Annotated in this window: 15 protein-coding genes and 2 tRNA genes; all 17 read left to right on the top strand. The window is 55.4% G+C overall.

Annotated elements, in window-relative coordinates:
- Positions 1-37 precede the first annotated feature (37 nt).
- Positions 38-1,972 (top strand): ATP-dependent zinc metalloprotease FtsH, encoded by a 1,935-nt coding sequence (gene ftsH, locus G6041_RS16030; RefSeq protein WP_004385065.1) that lies wholly within the window; start codon positions 38-40, stop codon positions 1,970-1,972.
- Between the two features lie 90 nt (positions 1,973-2,062).
- Positions 2,063-2,911: a dihydropteroate synthase gene (gene folP, locus G6041_RS16025; RefSeq protein ID WP_041460616.1), complete on the top strand. Its 849-nt coding sequence runs from the start codon at positions 2,063-2,065 to the stop codon at positions 2,909-2,911.
- Positions 2,904-4,241, top strand: coding sequence for a phosphoglucosamine mutase (glmM, locus tag G6041_RS16020; RefSeq protein ID WP_004385063.1), 1,338 nt, complete (start codon positions 2,904-2,906; stop codon positions 4,239-4,241). Before folP ends, glmM begins: the two co-directional genes overlap by 8 nt.
- A 223-nt stretch (positions 4,242-4,464) precedes the next feature.
- Positions 4,465-4,797 carry a preprotein translocase subunit SecG gene (secG, locus tag G6041_RS16015; RefSeq protein ID WP_004385062.1) on the top strand — a complete coding sequence of 111 codons (333 nt, stop codon included), beginning with the start codon at positions 4,465-4,467 and terminating at the stop codon, positions 4,795-4,797.
- A 42-nt stretch (positions 4,798-4,839) separates the two neighbouring features.
- Positions 4,840-4,926: transfer RNA gene (locus tag G6041_RS16010), tRNA-Leu, on the top strand.
- Positions 4,927-4,985: 59 nt separating this feature from the next.
- Positions 4,986-5,062: transfer RNA gene (locus G6041_RS16005), tRNA-Met, on the top strand.
- A 213-nt stretch (positions 5,063-5,275) separates the two neighbouring features.
- Positions 5,276-5,728, top strand: coding sequence for a ribosome maturation factor RimP (rimP, locus tag G6041_RS16000; RefSeq protein WP_004385061.1), 453 nt, complete (start codon positions 5,276-5,278; stop codon positions 5,726-5,728).
- A 27-nt stretch (positions 5,729-5,755) separates the two neighbouring features.
- Positions 5,756-7,243: a transcription termination factor NusA gene (gene nusA, locus G6041_RS15995; RefSeq protein ID WP_007780472.1), complete on the top strand. Its 1,488-nt coding sequence runs from the start codon at positions 5,756-5,758 to the stop codon at positions 7,241-7,243.
- A 24-nt stretch (positions 7,244-7,267) separates the two neighbouring features.
- Entirely contained in the window at positions 7,268-9,979 is a 2,712-nt protein-coding gene (gene infB / locus G6041_RS15990; RefSeq protein WP_004385059.1) for a translation initiation factor IF-2, read from the top strand.
- Between the two features lie 135 nt (positions 9,980-10,114).
- Positions 10,115-10,516, top strand: coding sequence for a 30S ribosome-binding factor RbfA (gene rbfA, locus G6041_RS15985; protein ID WP_004385058.1), 402 nt, complete (start codon positions 10,115-10,117; stop codon positions 10,514-10,516).
- Positions 10,516-11,460 carry a tRNA pseudouridine(55) synthase TruB gene (truB, locus tag G6041_RS15980; protein WP_012125959.1) on the top strand — a complete coding sequence of 315 codons (945 nt, stop codon included), beginning with the start codon at positions 10,516-10,518 and terminating at the stop codon, positions 11,458-11,460. The genes rbfA and truB overlap by 1 nt, the downstream gene beginning before the upstream one ends.
- A 143-nt stretch (positions 11,461-11,603) precedes the next feature.
- Positions 11,604-11,873: a 30S ribosomal protein S15 gene (gene rpsO / locus G6041_RS15975; protein WP_004385056.1), complete on the top strand. Its 270-nt coding sequence runs from the start codon at positions 11,604-11,606 to the stop codon at positions 11,871-11,873.
- A 244-nt stretch (positions 11,874-12,117) separates the two neighbouring features.
- The gene (gene pnp, locus G6041_RS15970; protein ID WP_015387065.1) at positions 12,118-14,253 is read left to right on the top strand and encodes a polyribonucleotide nucleotidyltransferase; all 2,136 of its coding nucleotides are present in this window, start codon (positions 12,118-12,120) and stop codon (positions 14,251-14,253) included.
- 116 nt (positions 14,254-14,369) lie between these two features.
- The gene (gene nlpI / locus G6041_RS15965) at positions 14,370-15,254 is read left to right on the top strand and encodes a lipoprotein NlpI (protein WP_004385054.1); all 885 of its coding nucleotides are present in this window, start codon (positions 14,370-14,372) and stop codon (positions 15,252-15,254) included.
- A 107-nt stretch (positions 15,255-15,361) separates the two neighbouring features.
- On the top strand, positions 15,362-15,442 hold the full coding sequence (yrbN, locus tag G6041_RS15960; protein WP_097563900.1) for a protein YrbN: 81 nt from the start codon (positions 15,362-15,364) through the stop codon (positions 15,440-15,442).
- Positions 15,435-17,342: a DEAD/DEAH family ATP-dependent RNA helicase gene (locus tag G6041_RS15955; protein WP_004385053.1), complete on the top strand. Its 1,908-nt coding sequence runs from the start codon at positions 15,435-15,437 to the stop codon at positions 17,340-17,342. The genes yrbN and G6041_RS15955 overlap by 8 nt, the downstream gene beginning before the upstream one ends.
- A gap of 281 nt (positions 17,343-17,623) precedes the next feature.
- Positions 17,624-18,868, top strand: coding sequence for a tryptophan permease (gene mtr, locus G6041_RS15950; RefSeq protein ID WP_012125955.1), 1,245 nt, complete (start codon positions 17,624-17,626; stop codon positions 18,866-18,868).
- The last annotated feature ends 16 nt before the right edge of the window (positions 18,869-18,884 follow it).

Genomic DNA, 18,884 nt, shown 5'->3' with positions numbered 1-18,884 from the left:
AACACAGTTGTAATATGAGGTTAATCCCTTGAGTGACATGGCGAAAAACCTAATACTCTGGCTGGTCATCGCAGTTGTGCTGATGTCAGTATTCCAGAGCTTTGGGCCCAGCGAGTCGAGTGGCCGTAGGGTGGATTACTCTACCTTCCTGCAAGAAGTTAACCAGGACCAGGTTCGCGAAGCGCGTATCAACGGACGTGAAATCAACGTTACCAAGAAAGATAGTAACCGATACACGACTTATATTCCCGTAAACGATCCCAAACTCCTTGATAACCTGCTGACCAAAAACGTAAAAGTTGTTGGTGAACCGCCTGAAGAGCAGAGCCTGCTGGCCACTATCTTCATCTCCTGGTTCCCGATGCTGCTGCTGATTGGGGTCTGGATATTCTTCATGCGTCAGATGCAGGGCGGCGGTGGCAAAGGCGCCATGTCGTTCGGTAAAAGCAAAGCGCGCATGCTGACGGAAGATCAGATTAAAACCACTTTCGCTGACGTGGCCGGTTGTGACGAAGCGAAAGAGGAAGTCGGTGAGCTGGTGGAATACCTGCGCGAGCCGAGCCGTTTCCAGAAGCTGGGCGGTAAAATTCCGAAGGGCGTCCTGATGGTCGGCCCGCCGGGTACCGGTAAAACCCTGCTGGCGAAAGCCATCGCGGGCGAGGCGAAAGTGCCGTTCTTTACTATTTCCGGTTCTGACTTCGTAGAAATGTTCGTGGGTGTGGGCGCGTCCCGTGTTCGCGATATGTTCGAGCAAGCTAAAAAAGCGGCACCGTGCATTATCTTTATCGATGAAATCGATGCGGTGGGTCGTCAGCGCGGCGCGGGTCTTGGCGGTGGTCACGATGAACGTGAACAGACTCTGAACCAGATGCTGGTTGAGATGGATGGTTTTGAAGGCAACGAAGGCATTATTGTCATCGCGGCGACTAACCGTCCTGACGTGCTTGACCCTGCGCTGCTGCGTCCAGGCCGTTTCGACCGCCAGGTCGTGGTTGGTCTGCCGGACGTGCGTGGTCGTGAGCAGATCCTGAAAGTACATATGCGTCGCGTACCGCTGGCACCGGATATCGACGCGGCAATCATCGCGCGCGGTACGCCTGGCTTCTCCGGCGCCGATCTCGCAAACCTGGTCAACGAAGCGGCGCTGTTTGCCGCACGCGGCAACAAGCGCGTCGTTTCAATGGTTGAGTTCGAGAAAGCGAAAGACAAAATCATGATGGGCGCGGAACGCCGCTCCATGGTGATGACGGAAGCGCAGAAAGAATCCACCGCCTATCACGAAGCGGGCCATGCGATTATCGGCCGCCTGGTGCCGGAGCACGATCCGGTGCATAAAGTGACGATTATCCCGCGCGGTCGCGCGCTTGGCGTCACGTTCTTCCTGCCTGAGGGCGACGCTATCAGCGCCAGCCGTCAGAAACTGGAAAGCCAGATCTCCACGCTGTACGGCGGTCGTCTGGCGGAAGAGATTATCTACGGGCCGGAGCATGTCTCCACCGGTGCGTCTAACGACATTAAAGTCGCGACGAACCTGGCGCGTAATATGGTGACCCAGTGGGGCTTCTCCGACAAACTTGGTCCGCTGCTGTATGCGGAAGAAGAGGGCGAAGTATTCCTGGGCCGTAGCGTGGCGAAAGCCAAGCATATGTCAGATGAAACGGCGCGTATCATCGATCAGGAAGTTAAAGCCCTGATTGAACGTAACTACAACCGCGCTCGTCAGATCCTGAACGATAACATGGACATCCTGCATGCCATGAAAGACGCGCTGATGAAGTATGAAACCATCGACGCGCCGCAAATCGACGATCTGATGGCTCGCCGTGATGTTCGCCCGCCGGCAGGCTGGGAAGATCCGGGTGCCAACAATAACTCTGACAGCAACGGTACGCCGCGTGCTCCGCGTCCGGTCGATGAACCGCGTACGCCGAACCCGGGCAACACCATGTCTGAGCAGTTTGGCGATAAATAATTGCCTGCTGTAGCACCGCTGTATTAATTAAAACCCCGGCCTGTCCGGGGTTTTCTGTTTTAGTTCATTCAAGTTTATAAGGGAATGGCAATGAAACTCTTCGCCCAGGGCTCAACGCTCGAACTTTCTCACCCGCATGTCATGGGGATCCTGAATGTTACGCCGGATTCTTTCTCCGATGGCGGTCAGCACAACACGCTCACAGAGGCGGTGAAACACGCGAACGCGATGATTAACGCCGGTGCGACCATCATTGATGTTGGCGGCGAGTCGACACGCCCCGGAGCGGCGGAAGTGAGCGTGGAAGAAGAGCTTTCCCGCGTGATACCGGTGGTGGAGGCGCTGGCGCAGCGCTTTGAGGTCTGGGTGTCTGTCGATACCTCTAAACCGGAAGTGATCCGTGAATCGGCGCGTGCCGGGGCGCATATCATTAACGATATTCGATCGCTGACAGAGCCGGGCGCGCTTGAGGCGGCGGCAGAGAGCGGATTGCCGGTTTGCCTGATGCATATGCAGGGCCAGCCGAAAACGATGCAGCAGGCACCGCATTACGACGATGTCTTTGCCGACGTCACACGTTTTTTTGAGCAGCACATCGCCCGTTGCGAGGCGGCGGGCATTACAAAAGAAAAAATCATACTCGACCCGGGATTCGGTTTCGGTAAAAATCTCACCCACAATTACCAGCTTCTCGCCCGGCTTTCAGAATTCCGACGTTTCGGAATGCCTTTGCTGGTGGGAATGTCGCGTAAATCGATGATTGGCCAGTTACTTAACGTCGGACCCGATCAGCGCCTGCCCGGAAGCCTTGCCTGCGCGGTGATGGCGGCTATGCAGGGGGCGCAAATTATTCGTGTCCATGACGTCAAAGAAACGGTCGAAGCGATGCGCGTGGTGGAAGCAACTCTTTCAGCGAAGGATAAAAAATACTATGAGTAACCGTAAATATTTTGGGACCGATGGCATTCGCGGTCGCGTGGGCGATGCGCCAATTACCCCTGATTTTGTCCTGAAGCTTGGCTGGGCGGCAGGTAAAGTGCTGGCGCGTCACGGCTCACGGAAAGTCATTATCGGCAAGGACACCCGTATTTCCGGTTACATGCTGGAATCCGCACTGGAAGCGGGCCTGGCCGCGGCAGGGCTGTCTGCGCTGTTTACCGGGCCGATGCCTACGCCAGCCGTAGCCTATTTGACGCGTACTTTTCGTGCCGAGGCCGGCATTGTCATTTCTGCCTCTCATAACCCGTTCTACGATAATGGCATCAAATTTTTCTCCATTGAGGGCACGAAACTGCCTGATGAAGTGGAAGAGGCTATCGAAGCTGAGCTTGAGAAAGAGATCAGCTGCGTGGATTCCGCCGAGCTCGGTAAAGCGAGCCGCATTGTGGATGCCGCAGGCCGTTATATCGAATTTTGCAAAGGCACATTCCCGAATGAGCTCAGCCTGAACGGGCTGAAGATTGTAGTGGATTGCGCGAACGGCGCGACGTATCACATTGCGCCAAATGTACTGCGCGAGCTGGGCGCGCGCGTCGTAACCATCGGCTCTGAGCCGGATGGCCTGAACATCAACGAAAAATGCGGCGCAACGGACGTTCGCCTGCTGCAGGAGCGCGTCGTAGCCGAGAAAGCCGATCTGGGTATCGCGTTTGACGGCGATGGCGACCGCGTCATTATGGTCGACCATGAAGGCAACAAAGTGGATGGCGACCAGATCCTCTATATCATTGCCCGTGAAGGATTGCGTCAGGGCCAGTTGCGCGGCGGCGCGGTCGGCACGCTCATGAGCAACATGGGGCTGGAAGTCGCTCTCAAACAGCTTGGTATTCCGTTTGCGCGCGCGAAAGTGGGCGACCGTTACGTGCTGGAAAAAATGCAGGAAAAAGGCTGGCGCATCGGGGCGGAGAACTCAGGCCACGTTATCCTGCTGGATAAAACCACCACAGGCGACGGCATTGTGGCAGCCTTGCAGGTGTTAACGGCGATTGCGCGTAACCATATGAGCCTGCACGATCTCTGCAGCGGGATGAAACTCTTCCCGCAGATTCTGGTGAACGTGCGCTTCACGCCAGGCAGCGGCGACCCGCTGGAACATGACACGGTGAAAGCGGTAACTGAAGAAGTGGAGCAAGCGCTTGGTAAACGCGGGCGCGTGCTGCTGCGTAAATCCGGTACCGAGCCGCTTATCCGCGTGATGGTGGAAGGCGAAAACGAAGCGCAGGTGACGGAGTTTGCGCATCGTATCGCGGATGCCGTGAAAGCCGTTTAAGCCCCGAGCGTTTAAAAAGGCGACGAAAGTCGCCTTTAAAATCGTCATTTTAGCGCGTTTTGCCGTTTTTTTCCGCAGTCAGCATTTGTCGATGAAATTGCACTTGCGCGCCCATGACTCTTTCGTTAGTATTCACACCCGCTTCAGTAGGGAATGACAAATACCCCTGCTTTATTGGTTTGAAGCAATTGGCTGCGGTAACCCCGCAAGGAACAGGTTGATTATGTACGAAGCTCTTTTGGTAGTTTTCCTTATTGTAGCGCTGGGCCTTGTTGGTCTTATCATGCTGCAGCAAGGTAAAGGCGCTGATATGGGAGCCTCTTTTGGCGCAGGCGCTTCTGCTACGCTGTTCGGTTCAAGTGGTTCTGGTAACTTCATGACCCGTATGACCGCTGTGCTGGCAACCCTGTTCTTCATTATCAGCCTGGTGCTGGGTAACATTAACAGCAACAAAACCAATAAAGGAAGCGAGTGGGAAAACCTGACTGCGCCAGCAAAAACTGAGCAGACTCAGCCCGCAGCGCCGGCTAAGCCGACCAGCGATATCCCGCGTTAATTTGTCAGCTTCGCGCAGTAAACAGAAACTGCGCACTATAGTGCCGAGGTGGTGGAATTGGTAGACACGCTACCTTGAGGTGGTAGTGCCCGATTGGGCTTACGGGTTCAAGTCCCGTCCTCGGTACCAAATCCCAGCAAAACTTGCAATTTAGACGTTAAAGGCGTAGTATTTGCCACGTTTTCGGACGCGGGGTGGAGCAGCCTGGTAGCTCGTCGGGCTCATAACCCGAAGGTCGTCGGTTCAAATCCGGCCCCCGCAACCACTTTCCCTGAGAGTTGTTTTTCAAATATACTGTGAAGTGCAGCGAATGCCTTCCTCACCGTTTTTGAAAGAAAATTCCCTGGAAGGTGTTCCGGGCCGCGCATCGCGGTTTACAGGGTTCAGTTATTAAAAGCCCCGATTTATCGGGGTTTTTTGTTATCTGGCTAAAGAATAACTGGGCTATATGCCCTTTTTTTATGTCCCGGGGGTGGGCTTGTCCACATTAGAGCAAAAATTAACAGAGATGATTACGGCACCGGTGGAAGCGCTGGGCTACGAACTCGTCGGCATCGAATTCATTCGCGGTCGCACATCGACGCTGCGCATCTATATTGATAGTGAAGATGGCATCACTGTTGACGATTGTGCTGATGTCAGCCACCAGGTTAGCTCCGTTCTGGATGTCGAAGACCCTATTACGGTCGCTTATAACCTGGAAGTCTCCTCGCCTGGCCTCGACCGTCCTCTCTTCACTGCCGAACATTATGCCCGTTACACTGGCGAAGAGGTGACGCTGGTACTGCGTATGGCGGTACAGAATCGTCGTAAGTGGCAGGGGATCATTAAAGCCGTTGATGGCGAGATGATTACCGTTGCAGTTGACGGCAAAGATGAAGTGTTCGCGCTCAGCAACATCCAGAGAGCGAACCTGGTACCCCAATTTTAACAGTCTGGATTGAGGCGAAGGCCCCTGATGAATAAAGAAATTTTGGCTGTTGTCGAAGCAGTTTCCAACGAAAAAGCGGTTCCGCGCGAGAAAATTTTTGAAGCGCTGGAAAGCGCCCTGGCTACGGCAACCAAGAAAAAATATGAACAAGAGATCGATGTTCGCGTGAGCATCGACCGTAAAAGCGGTGATTTCGATACGTTCCGCCGCTGGGTTATTGTCGAAGAAGTTACCCAGCCGACCCGCGAAATCACGCTGGAAGCGGCACGTTACGAAGATCCGAGCCTGAATGTTGGCGACTACGTTGAAGATCAGATCGAATCCGTAACGTTTGACCGTATCACCACGCAGACCGCGAAACAGGTCATCGTACAGAAAGTGCGTGAAGCTGAGCGCGCGATGGTCGTTGACCAGTTCCGCGAGCATGAAGGTGAAATCATCACCGGCGTGGTGAAAAAAGTGAACCGCGAAAACATCACGCTGGACCTCGGCAGCAATGCTGAAGCGGTCATTCTGCGTGAAGACATGCTGCCGCGTGAAAATTTCCGCCCGGGCGATCGCATCCGCGGCGTACTGTACGCTGTCCGTCCTGAAGCACGCGGCGCTCAGCTGTTTGTCACTCGCGCCAAGCCGGAGATGCTGATCGAGCTGTTCCGCATCGAAGTACCGGAAATCGGCGAAGAAGTGATTGAAATTAAAGCGGCAGCTCGCGATCCGGGCTCACGCGCTAAAATCGCGGTGAAAACCAACGACAAGCGTATCGACCCGGTCGGTGCCTGCGTAGGCATGCGTGGCGCGCGTGTTCAGGCTGTGTCGACCGAGCTTGGCGGCGAGCGTATTGATATCGTGCTGTGGGATGATAATCCTGCGCAGTTCGTTATCAACGCCATGGCACCGGCAGATGTAGCCTCTATCGTGGTGGATGAAGACAAACACACCATGGATATCGCCGTCGAAGCGGGCAATCTGGCGCAGGCTATTGGCCGTAACGGCCAGAACGTGCGTCTTGCTTCACAGCTGAGCGGCTGGGAACTCAACGTCATGACCGTTGAAGACCTTCAGGCCAAGCATCAGGCTGAAGCGCACGCCGCTATCGATACTTTCACTAAGTATCTCGATATTGATGAAGAGTTCGCCACGGTTCTGGTGGAAGAAGGCTTCTCCACGCTCGAAGAACTGGCTTATGTGCCGATGAAAGAGCTGCTGGAAATTGACGGCCTGGATGAGCCGACCGTGGAAGCATTACGCGAACGTGCTAAGAACGCGCTCACCACCCTTGCGCTGGCTCAGGAAGAGAGCCTCGGCGATAACAAACCGGCTGACGATCTGCTGAACCTTGAAGGCATGGATCGCACGCTGGCTTACAAACTCGCTGCGCGCGGTGTGTGTACGCTTGATGACCTCGCCGATCAGGGCGTGGACGACCTCGCGGATATCGAAGGGTTGACCGATGAGAAAGCCGGTGAGCTTATCATGGCCGCTCGTAACATCCGCTGGTTTAGCGACGAAGCGTAATAAACTGTAGCAGGAAGGAACAGCATGACTGATGTAACCGTAAAAGCGCTGGCCGCAGAGATTCAGACCTCCGTGGACCGCCTGGTACAGCAATTCGCTGATGCAGGGATCCCGAAGTCCGCTGAAGACTCTGTGACGGCACAAGAGAAACAAGCCTTACTGGCGCACCTGAACCGCGAACATGGCTCAGGGCCGGATAAGTTGACTTTACAGCGCAAAACGCGCAGTACTTTAAATATTCAGGGTACCGGCGGGAAAAGTAAGTCGGTACAGATCGAAGTCCGCAAAAAACGCACCTTTGTAAAACGTGATCCGCAAGAGGCAGAGCGTCTCGCCGCGGAAGAACAGGCGAAGCGTGAGGCGGAAGAGCAGGCCCGTCGTGAAGCAGAGGAAGCTGCCAAGCGAGAGGCAGAGGAAAAAGCCAAGCGTGAAGCCGGCGATAAGGCTAAACGTGAAGCTGAAGAACAAGCTAAACGCGATGCCGCTGATAAAGCGAAACGTGAAGCTGCGGAAACGAGCAAAGTGAGCAATCAACAAACTGACGAAGTGAGCAAAGCTGCTCAGGCGGAAAAAGCCCGCCGCGAAGCTGAAGCCCTTGAACTTAAGCGCAAGGCCGAAGAAGAAGCGCGTCGCAAGCTGGAAGAAAATGCCCGTCGCGTAGCGGAAGAAGCCCGTCGTATGGCTGAAGAGAACGCGACCAAGTGGGAAAGCGGCAGCGAAGAAGAATCTGAAGATACCAGCGACTACCATGTCACCACTTCACAGCATGCGCGTCAGGCAGAAGATGACAGCGACCGTGAAGTAGAAGGCGGCCGTGGTCGCGCGCGTCCGGCGAAAGTCGCACGCCAGAAGAAAAGCAACAAACATTCCGAATCCAAAGCGGATCGTGAAGAAGCCCGTGCAGCCGTTCGCGGCGGTAAAGGCGGCAAACGTAAAGGCAGCTCCCTGCAGCAGGGCTTCAACAAGCCGGCTCAGGCAGTTAACCGTGACGTTGTTATCGGTGAAACCATCACCGTGGCTGAACTCGCTAACAAGATGGCTGTAAAAGGCTCTCAGGTTATCAAAGCGATGATGAAGCTCGGCGCGATGGCGACCATCAACCAGGTCATCGATCAGGAAACCGCGCAGCTGGTTGCTGAAGAGATGGGCCACAAGGTTATCCTGCGTCGTGAAAACGAGCTGGAAGAAGCGGTAATGAGCGACCGTGACATGGGCGCACAGGCTGAGCCGCGCGCGCCGGTTGTGACCATCATGGGTCACGTTGACCACGGTAAAACCTCTCTGCTCGACTATATCCGTTCCACGAAAGTGGCATCTGGCGAAGCGGGCGGCATTACCCAGCACATCGGTGCATACCATGTGCAGACCGATAACGGCATGATCACCTTCCTGGATACCCCGGGTCACGCCGCGTTTACCGCGATGCGTGCACGTGGTGCGCAGGCAACGGATATCGTGGTTCTGGTGGTTGCGGCGGACGACGGCGTGATGCCTCAGACCATCGAAGCTATCCAGCATGCGAAAGCGGCGAAAGTGCCGGTTGTCGTTGCGGTGAACAAAATCGATAAGCCTGATGCCGATCCGGATCGTGTTAAAAACGAACTGTCTCAGCACGGCATCATCCCGGAAGAGTGGGGCGGCGATTGCCAGTTCGTCCACGTTTCTGCGAAAGCGGGCACCGGTATCGATGAGCTGCTGGACGCCATCCTGCTGCAGTCCGAAGTTCTGGAACTGAAAGCGGTACGTAAAGGTATGGCGAGCGGCGTGGTTATCGAATCCTTCCTGGATAAAGGTCGTGGTCCGGTCGCTACCGTTCTGGTTCGCGAAGGTACCCTGAACAAAGGCGATATCGTGCTGTGTGGCTTCGAATATGGCCGCGTGCGTGCGATGCGTAACGAACTGAACCAGGAAGTCCAGGAAGCCGGTCCGTCCATTCCTGTTGAGATTCTGGGTCTCTCCGGCGTTCCTGCCGCGGGTGACGAAGTGACCGTGGTGCGTGATGAGAAGAAAGCGCGTGAAGTGGCGCTCTATCGTCAGGGTAAATTCCGCGAAGTCAAACTGGCGCGTCAGCAGAAATCGAAACTCGAGAACATGTTCGCGAACATGACCGAGGGCGAAGTTCACGAAGTCAACATCGTGCTGAAAGCCGACGTACAGGGCTCCGTAGAAGCAATTTCCGACTCCCTGCTGAAACTCTCCACCGACGAAGTGAAGGTGAAGATTGTTGGCTCCGGCGTGGGTGGTATCACCGAAACCGACGCCACGCTGGCTGCGGCTTCCAACGCCATCCTGGTGGGCTTCAACGTTCGTGCCGACGCCTCTGCGCGCCGTGTTATCGAAGCGGAAAGCCTGGATCTGCGCTACTACTCCGTCATCTATAATCTGATCGACGAAGTGAAAGCGGCGATGAGCGGCATGCTGTCGCCTGAGCTGAAACAGCAGATCATTGGTCTGGCCGAAGTACGTGACGTGTTCAAATCGCCGAAATTCGGCGCGATCGCGGGCTGTATGGTTACCGAAGGCACGATTAAGCGCCATAACCCAATCCGCGTACTGCGCGACAACGTGGTTATCTATGAAGGCGAGCTGGAATCCCTGCGCCGCTTCAAAGATGACGTTAACGAAGTCCGTAACGGCATGGAATGTGGTATCGGCGTTAAGAACTATAACGACGTCCGTGTTGGCGACATGATCGAAGTCTTCGAGATCATCGAAATCCAGCGCAGCATCGACTAATCCCTGTTATGCCCGGCGTACTGCGTCTGCCGGGCCTGGATTAGGACACATTTCGTAGGCCGGGTTAGCGAAGCGCCACCCGGTATGACTATTCAAAAGGGGCTAATAGCCCCTTTTTTGTCTGGAGATTTTATTATGGCGAAAGAATTTGGTCGCCCGCAGCGCGTGGCGCAGGAGATGCAAAAAGAGATTGCCATCATTCTGCAGCGCGAAATCAAAGATCCGCGCGTTGGGCTGATGACCACCGTATCGGGCGTTGAAGTATCCCGCGACCTGGCGTATGCCAAAGTGTTCGTGACGTTCCTGAACGATAAAGACGAAGCGGCGGTAAAAGCCGGTATCAAAGCGCTGCAGGATGCGTCTGGCTTTATTCGCTCCCTGCTGGGCAAAGCGATGCGTCTTCGTATCGTGCCGGAACTGACCTTCTTCTACGACAACTCCCTGGTCGAAGGGATGCGTATGTCCAACCTGGTCACCAGCGTAGTGAAACACGACGAAGAGCGTCGCGTTAATCCGGACGACGACAAGGAGGAATAATGAGTCGTCCTCGTCGTCGCGGTCGCGACGTGCATGGCGTGTTGTTGCTGGATAAGCCGCAGGGGCTCTCCTCCAACGACGCGCTGCAAAAAGTAAAACGTATTTATAACGCCAATCGCGCCGGGCATACCGGCGCGCTGGATCCGCTGGCGACCGGCATGCTGCCCATCTGCCTCGGTGAAGCGACCAAGTTTTCTCAGTATCTGCTTGATTCCGACAAACGCTATCGCGTGATTGCGCGTCTTGGCCAGCGTACTGACACTTCCGATGCTGACGGCACAGTGGTGGAAGAGCGCCCGGTCACGTTCAGCGAGCAGCAACTACAGGATGCGCTGGAAAGCTTCCGTGGCGACACCCTGCAGGTGCCGACCATGTTCTCGGCGCTGAAGTATCAGGGTAAACCGCTGTACGAGTATGCGCGTCAGGGGATTGAAGTACCGCGTGAAGCGCGCCCGATTACCGTTTATGAGCTGCTGTTTATTCGTCATGAAGGCGATGAGCTTGAGCTGGAGGTGCACTGTTCTAAAGGCACTTACATTCGCACCATCATTGACGATTTGGGCGAGAAGCTCGGCTGCGGCGCGCATGTGATTTATCTGCGTCGTCTTACGGTCAGCAAATATCCTGTCGAGCGTATGGTAACGCTTGAGCAGCTTAACGCGCTGCTTGAAGAAGCACAGACGCGTGATATCGCGCCGTCTGAATTGCTCGATCCACTGTTAATGCCGATGGACAGCCCGGCTGCGGATTACCCTGTGGTTAATCTGCCGCTTACGTCATCCGTTTACTTTAAGAACGGCAATCCGGTACGCACTACGGGCGCGCCGTCAGAAGGCCTTGTTCGCGTAACGGAAGGCGAAGCGCAGAAGTTTCTCGGGATGGGGGAAATTGACAGCGAAGGGCGCGTGGCACCTCGCCGTCTGGTCGTAGAGTATCCGGTTTAACCTTCGTCGTTACCTTGCGATAACAGGCCGCGGCAGGTAGAATATTGCGGCTAAACACTACGTCATCATTTTAAATGCAGATGTAGCCTCGGGTGGCTGAATTAGAGATCGGCACCCTTATTTTTTATAAACTGGAGTTAAAAATGTCTCTAAGCGTTGAAGCTAAAGCTAAAATCGTTTCTGAGTTTGGTCGTGGTGAGAACGACAGCGGTTCTACCGAAGTTCAGGTTGCCCTGCTGACTGCGCAGATCAACCACCTGCAGGGTCACTTTGCAGAGCACAAAAAAGATCACCACAGCCGTCGTGGTCTGCTGCGCATGGTTTCTCAGCGTCGTAAACTGCTCGACTACCTGAAACGTAAAGATGTAGCACGCTACACTGCGCTGATCGAGCGCCTGGGTCTGCGTCGCTAATCACTGCGAGTTTCAGAAAAGGGGGCCTTTATGGCCCCTTTTTTCGACCAGACGGCAGCAATTGCGAGTAAACTCATGTATTGTTGCTAAGTATGATCTTCGTTGCAGAGGTTCGCGCGGCTAATGAGAGGCTTTATCCGCACAGGTGGGTTAAGGTTGTCATTAGTCGCGAGGATGCAAAGAAGATCGGGTACTGTCAGCACGGCTTTGGGCGTGCTGTTCTTCATTTAGAAAGGGTATAATTTTGCTTAATCCGATCGTCCGCAAATTTCAGTATGGTCAACATACTGTCACTCTTGAAACCGGAATGATGGCTCGTCAGGCCACTGCTGCCGTTATGGTAAGCATGGATGACACTGCGGTATTCGTGACCGTAGTTGGTGCTAAAAAAGCGAAGCCGGGCCAGGACTTTTTCCCGCTGACCATTAACTATCAGGAGCGTACCTACGCTGCTGGCCGCATCCCGGGCGGTTTCTTCCGTCGTGAAGGCCGTCCGAGCGAAGGCGAAACGCTGATCGCGCGTCTGATTGACCGCCCGCTACGTCCGCTGTTCCCGGAAGGCTTCGTTAACGAAGTTCAGGTTATCGCGACCGTTGTTTCCGTTAACCCACAGGTTAACCCGGATATCGTTGCGATGATTGGCGCGTCCGCTGCGCTGTCTCTGTCCGGTATTCCATTCAACGGCCCGATTGGTGCCGCGCGCGTGGGTTACATCAACGATCAGTACGTATTGAACCCGACCCAGGACGAGCTGAAATCCAGCAAACTGGATCTGGTTGTCGCTGGTACTGAAAGCGCTGTGCTGATGGTGGAATCCGAAGCTGAACTGCTGAGCGAAGATCAGATGCTGGGCGCAGTAGTGTTCGGCCACGAGCAGCAGCAGGTTGTGATTCAGAACATCAACGATCTGGTGAAAGAAGCGGGCAAACCGCGCTGGGACTGGCAGCCTGAAGCCGCTAACGAAGCGCTTAACGCGCGCGTGAAAGCGCTGGCTGAATCTCGTCTGAGCGACGCGTACCGCATCACCGACAAACAAGAACGTTACAGCCAGATCGACGCTATCAAAGCGGACGTTATCGCGGCACTGCAGGCTGAACAGGCCGAAGGCGACGCGCTTGACGAAAACGAGCTGGGCGACATCCTGCACGCTATCGAGAAGAACGTTGTTCGTTCCCGCGTACTGGCTGGCGAACCGCGTATCGATGGTCGCGAAAAAGACATGATCCGTGGCCTGGACGTGCGCACTGGCGTACTGCCGCGTACTCACGGTTCCGCGCTCTTCACCCGTGGTGAAACGCAGGCGCTGGTTACCGCGACGCTCGGTACCGAGCGCGACGCGCAGAACATCGACGAACTGATGGGCGAGCGTACTGACCGCTTCCTGTTCCACTACAACTTCCCTCCGTACTCTGTCGGCGAAACCGGCATGGTCGGCTCTCCGAAGCGTCGTGAAATCGGTCACGGTCGTCTGGCGAAACGCGGCGTACTGGCAGTCATGCCGGCAGCCGACCGCTTCCCGTACACCGTCCGCGTGGTGTCTGAAATCACCGAATCCAATGGTTCTTCTTCCATGGCTTCCGTGTGTGGCGCTTCTCTGGCGCTGATGGATGCAGGCGTGCCGATCAAAGCCGCTGTCGCGGGTATTGCGATGGGTCTGGTGAAAGAAGGCGAAAACTTTGTCGTACTGTCCGATATTCTGGGTGATGAAGACCACCTGGGCGACATGGACTTCAAAGTAGCCGGTTCCCGTGAAGGTATCACTGCGCTGCAGATGGATATCAAAATCGAAGGCATCACCAAAGAGATCATGCAGGTGGCGCTGAATCAGGCTAAAGGTGCGCGTCTGCACATTCTTGGCGTGATGGAACAGGCTATCAACGCACCGCGTGGCGATATCTCTCAGTTCGCACCGCGTATTCACACCATCAAGATCAGCCCGGACAAGATCAAAGACGTGATCGGTAAAGGCGGCTCTGTGATTCGTGCGCTGACCGAAGAAACCGGCACCACCATCGAAATCGAAGATGACGGTACGGTGAAAATTGCAGCGACCGACGGCGAGAAAGCGAAGCACGCGATTCGTCGTATCGAAGAGATTACCGCTGAAATCGAAGTGGGCCGTATCTACAATGGTAAAGTGACCCGCATCGTTGACTTCGGTGCCTTCGTCGCTATCGGCGGCGGTAAAGAAGGTCTGGTACACATCTCTCAGATCGCCGACAAGCGCGTTGAGAAAGTGACCGACTATCTGCAGATGGGTCAGGAAGTACCGGTTAAGGTACTGGAAGTTGACCGTCAGGGCCGCGTACGTCTGAGCATCAAAGAAGCAACCGAGCAGACTCAGGAAGCAGCAGCCCCTGCTGCGCCGGAAGCCGAGTAAGGTTTGCCGTTTAGCTCTCCGTGGCGACACGGAGAGCCATTTGTTACGAGGCAGGATGCCCCGTTTGCAGCCGGGGGACAGGACGTTCATCCAATAGTTGTCTTCGGGAGTAGGAAATGAAGCCTTTATTGCGCTGGTGTTTCGTTGCGACAGCACTCACGCTGGCAGGATGCAGCAACTCTGCCTGGCGTAAGAGCGAGGTCCTGGCGGTGCCATTGCAACCGGCCTTGCAGCAAGAAGTGATCCTCGCACGCATGGAGCAGATCCTCGCAAGTCGGGCTTTAACCGATGATGAACGCGCACAGCTTTTATATGAGCGCGGAGTGTTGTATGATAGTCTTGGTTTGCGGGCACTGGCGCGGAATGATTTTTCACAAGCGCTGGCTATCCGCCCCGATATGCCTGAAGTATTCAACTACTTAGGCATTTATTTAACGCAGGCAGGCAATTTTGATGCTGCCTATGAAGCGTTTGATTCTGTACTTGAGCTTGATCCAACTTACAACTACGCGCATTTGAATCGCGGTATCGCCCTCTATTACGGCGGACGTTACCGATTAGCGCAAGATGATCTGCTGGCGTTTTATCACGACGATCCCAATGATCCTTTCCGTAGTCTGTGGCTCTTCCTTGCTGAAAGCAAAATGGATGAGAAACAGGCCAAAGCGGCCTTGCAAGAACGCTTTGAGAAATCGGACAAAGAACAGTGGGGATGGAACATTGTCGAATTCTGGCTCGGCGACATTAGCGAAAAAACGTTAATGGAACGCCTGAAGGCAGACGCAACGGATAACACCTCGCTCGCTGAGCATCTCAGTGAAACCAACTTCTATTTAGGTAAGTACTACCTAAGTCTGGGGGATAAGGACAGCGCCACGGCACTGTTCAAATTAGCGGTTGCTAACAACGTCCACAACTTCGTTGAGCACCGTTATGCATTGTTGGAATTAGCGCTCTTGGGCCAGGAGCAAGATGACCTGGCAGAATCGGACCAGCAATAGCTGACGAACATTTCAGCCCACGGATTTTTTTACTAAAGTCATCACCTTAACCGGTGAGGGCTTGTTTGTTCGTTAATACACCTACTTTGAGCCGGTTCACACTTTTAATGAAAATTGCAGAAAATTTTCACGATGAGTTATGTAGACTGGCCGCCATTAATTCTGAGGCACTCGTACTACATGGCTGAATTCGAAACCACTTTTACTGATCTGGGCCTGAAGGCTCCAATCCTTGAAGCCCTTAACGATCTGGGTTACGAAAAACCATCTCCAATCCAGGCAGAATGTATTCCGCATCTGCTGGGTGGTCGCGACGTTCTGGGTATGGCCCAGACCGGTAGCGGCAAAACCGCAGCGTTCTCACTGCCGCTGCTCCACAATATTGATGAAACTCTGCGCGCGCCGCAGATCCTGGTTCTGGCTCCGACCCGCGAACTGGCGGTTCAGGTTGCTGAAGCCATGACCGATTTCTCTAAACATATGCATGGCGTAAACGTCGTGGCCCTGTATGGCGGCCAGCGTTATGACGTGCAGCTGCGCGCACTGCGCCAGGGTCCGCAGATTGTGGTCGGTACGCCGGGCCGTCTGCTGGATCACCTCAAGCGCGGCACGCTGGATCTTTCTAACCTGAAAGGCCTGGTACTGGACGAAGCAGACGAAATGCTGCGTATGGGCTTCATCGAAGACGTTGAAACCATCATGGCGCAGATCCCGGCTGAACATCAGACCGCGCTCTTCTCCGCGACCATGCCGGAAGCGATTCGTCGCATCACCCGTCGCTTTATGAAAGAGCCGCAGGAAGTGCGCATCCAGTCCAGCGTCACCACTCGCCCGGACATCAGCCAGAGCTACTGGTCTGTGTACGGCATGCGTAAAAACGAAGCGCTGGTGCGTTTCCTGGAAGCGGAAGATTTTGACGCGGCGATTATCTTCGTGCGCACCAAAAACGCGACCCTGGAAGTGGCTGAAGCGCTGGAGCGCAGCGGTTACAACAGCGCCGCGCTGAACGGTGACATGAACCAGGCCCTGCGCGAGCAGACGCTGGAGCGTCTGAAAGACGGTCGTCTGGATATCCTGATCGCAACCGACGTTGCGGCGCGTGGTCTGGACGTTGAGCGTATCAGCCTTGTGGTGAACTACGACATCCCGATGGACTCCGAGTCTTACGTTCACCGTATCGGTCGTACCGGTCGTGCGGGCCGTGCAGGCCGTGCGCTGCTGTTCGTTGAGAACCGCGAGCGTCGTCTGCTGCGTAACATTGAACGCACCATGAAGCTGACCATTCCGGAAGTAGAGCTGCCGAACGCAGAACTGCTGGGCAAACGCCGTCTGGAAAAATTCGCCGCGAAAGTACAGCAGCAGCTGGAAAGCAGCGATCTGGATCAGTACCGTGCGCTGCTGACCAAGCTTCAGCCGGAAGGCGAGCTGGATGTGGAAACGCTGGCTGCTGCGCTGCTGAAAATGGCGCAGGGCGAACGTCCGCTGATCCTGCCGCCGGATGCGCCGATGCGTCCGAAGCGTGAGTTCCGCGATCGCGATGACCGTTTCGAGCGTCGTGGCGACCGTAACGATCGTGGCCCGCGTGGCGACCGCAACGGTGAAGACCGTCCGCGTCGCGAGCGTCGTGACGCTGGCGATATGGAACTGTACCGCATCGAAGTGGGCCGTGATGATGGCGTTGAAGTGCGTCACATCGTGGGCGCTATCGCCAACGAAGGTGATATCAGCAGCCGTTACATCGGTAACATCAAGCTGTTCGCGTCTCACTCCACCATTGAGCTGCCGAAAGGCATGCCGACCGAAGTGCTGCAGCACTTCACCCGTACGCGTATTCTGAACAAGCCGATGAATATGCAGCTGATGGGTGATGCACAGCCGCGCGGCGATCGTCGTCCTGGCGGCGGTGGTCGTGGTTTCGGTGGCGAACGCCGTGAAGGCGGTCGCGGTGAAGGCCGTGGCGAAGGTCGTCGTTTCAGCGGCGAACGTCGCGAAGGCGGTCGTAGCTTCGGCGGCGATCGTCGTGAAGGCGGCCGCAGCCCGCGTCGTGATGACGCAGCGACCCCGCGCCGTCGTTTCGGTGACGCATAAGCGCAGAAAGTCTGACAACAAGCCCCGGCCATGCCGGGGCTTTTTTTATGGGCGCCATTCAGCGCGCTCGCCTTGCAGAGCCCCATTCTTCCTGGCTGCACGCCTTTCTGACGATAAAAACTAACGTGCTGTACCGCAAACGACAGCCTGCTAAATTCGCTGCTGTACTGCGCTGCGCCAGCCTAATACGTCATGCTTTATTAGAGACGTAATTTTTTCTCCTTTTTGTACTCGCGTACTGGTACAATGAATCATCAGCATCACTTTCACGGGAAAGCTTTATGACCACACTCGTTGCCCGCAGCGCTTCACCTTCGCTTTTAAGCGGCGTTGTGATTATCGCCGGTACTATCATTGGCGCAGGCATGTTCTCTCTGCCGGTCGTGATGTCCGGCGCGTGGTTTTTCTGGTCGCTGCTCGCTCTGGTGTTCACCTGGTTTTGTATGCTCCATTCCGGGTTAATGCTGCTGGAAGCCAACCTCAACTACCATATCGGCGCCAGCTTCGACACCATCACGCGCGACTTGCTCGGTAAGGGCTGGAACGTGGTGAATGGCGCGTCCGTCGCGTTTGTGCTCTATATCCTGACGTACGCCTATATCTCAGCCAGCGGCTCAGTGCTCCACCACACGCTAGCGGGCATGAATATCGACGTGCCCGCGCGGCTGGCAGGGTTTGGCTTCGCGCTGGTGGTGGCGTTTATCGTCTGGCTCTCCACGCATGCCGTAAGCCGGATGACGGCGATTGTACTGGGTGCCAAGGTCATTACGTTCTTTCTGACATTCGGCGGCCTGCTGGGCCATGTGGAGCCCGCCACGCTGTTTAACACCGTTGAGGCAAGCCCGAGTTACACGCCGTATCTCTTAATGACGCTGCCGTTTTGCCTGGCGTCTTTCGGCTACCACGGCAACGTGCCGAGCCTGATGAAATATTACGGTAAAGCGCCAGGCGTGATTATTCGCTGCCTGGTTCTGGGAACGCTGATTGCGCTGGCGCTTTACATCGTCTGGCTGCTGGCGACGATGGGCAACATTCCGCGTCCGGAATTTATCGGCATCGCGAAGGCGGGCGGTAATATCGATGTGCTGGTAGGCGCGCTGAGCGACGTGCTGAACAGTCGCACGCTGGATGTGCTGCTGATTGTGTTTTCCAACTTCGCCGTGGCGAGCTCTTTCCTGGGCGTGACGCTGGGGCTGTTTGACTATCTGGCGGATCTTTTTGGCTTTGACGATTCGCCGCGCGGGCGTCTCAAAACGGCGTTGCTGACGTTTTTACCGCCGATGGCGGGCGGGCTGCTGTGGCCGAACGGTTTTCTGTATGCGATTGGCTATGCGGGGCTGGCGGCGACCATCTGGGCGGCGATTGTGCCGGCACTGCTGGTGCGTGCGTCACGCAAGCGCTTCGGCAGCCCGCACTTTCGCGTCTGGGGCGGGAAGGGGATGATTGCGTTGATTCTGCTGTTTGGGCTCGGTAACGCGGTGGTGCACTTGCTTTCCAGCTTCAACCTGCTGCCGGTCTATCAGTAATCATTGCTTTGCCCTC

The organism is Cronobacter sp. HA18003 (genome assembly GCF_011605905.1).
Classification (GTDB): domain Bacteria; phylum Pseudomonadota; class Gammaproteobacteria; order Enterobacterales; family Enterobacteriaceae; genus Cronobacter; species Cronobacter sakazakii.
This window is presented reverse-complemented; position numbering and strand designations above follow the sequence as displayed.

Bases quoted from the DNA above. Each gene is read 5' to 3' on its own strand.
- G6041_RS15955 (WP_004385053.1), top strand. From the start codon at position 15,435: ATGGCTGAATTCGAAACCACTTTTACTGATCTGGGCCTGAAGGCTCCA.
- rbfA (WP_004385058.1), top strand. From the start codon at position 10,115: ATGGCGAAAGAATTTGGTCGCCCGCAGCGCGTGGCGCAGGAGATGCAA.
- nusA (WP_007780472.1), top strand. From the start codon at position 5,756: ATGAATAAAGAAATTTTGGCTGTTGTCGAAGCAGTTTCCAACGAAAAA.
- folP (WP_041460616.1), top strand. From the start codon at position 2,063: ATGAAACTCTTCGCCCAGGGCTCAACGCTCGAACTTTCTCACCCGCAT.
- nlpI (WP_004385054.1), top strand. From the start codon at position 14,370: ATGAAGCCTTTATTGCGCTGGTGTTTCGTTGCGACAGCACTCACGCTG.
- rpsO (WP_004385056.1), top strand. From the start codon at position 11,604: ATGTCTCTAAGCGTTGAAGCTAAAGCTAAAATCGTTTCTGAGTTTGGT.
- ftsH (WP_004385065.1), top strand. From the start codon at position 38: ATGGCGAAAAACCTAATACTCTGGCTGGTCATCGCAGTTGTGCTGATG.
- yrbN (WP_097563900.1), top strand. From the start codon at position 15,362: ATGAAAATTGCAGAAAATTTTCACGATGAGTTATGTAGACTGGCCGCC.
- secG (WP_004385062.1), top strand. From the start codon at position 4,465: ATGTACGAAGCTCTTTTGGTAGTTTTCCTTATTGTAGCGCTGGGCCTT.
- glmM (WP_004385063.1), top strand. From the start codon at position 2,904: ATGAGTAACCGTAAATATTTTGGGACCGATGGCATTCGCGGTCGCGTG.
- truB (WP_012125959.1), top strand. From the start codon at position 10,516: ATGAGTCGTCCTCGTCGTCGCGGTCGCGACGTGCATGGCGTGTTGTTG.
- infB (WP_004385059.1), top strand. From the start codon at position 7,268: ATGACTGATGTAACCGTAAAAGCGCTGGCCGCAGAGATTCAGACCTCC.
- mtr (WP_012125955.1), top strand. From the start codon at position 17,624: ATGACCACACTCGTTGCCCGCAGCGCTTCACCTTCGCTTTTAAGCGGC.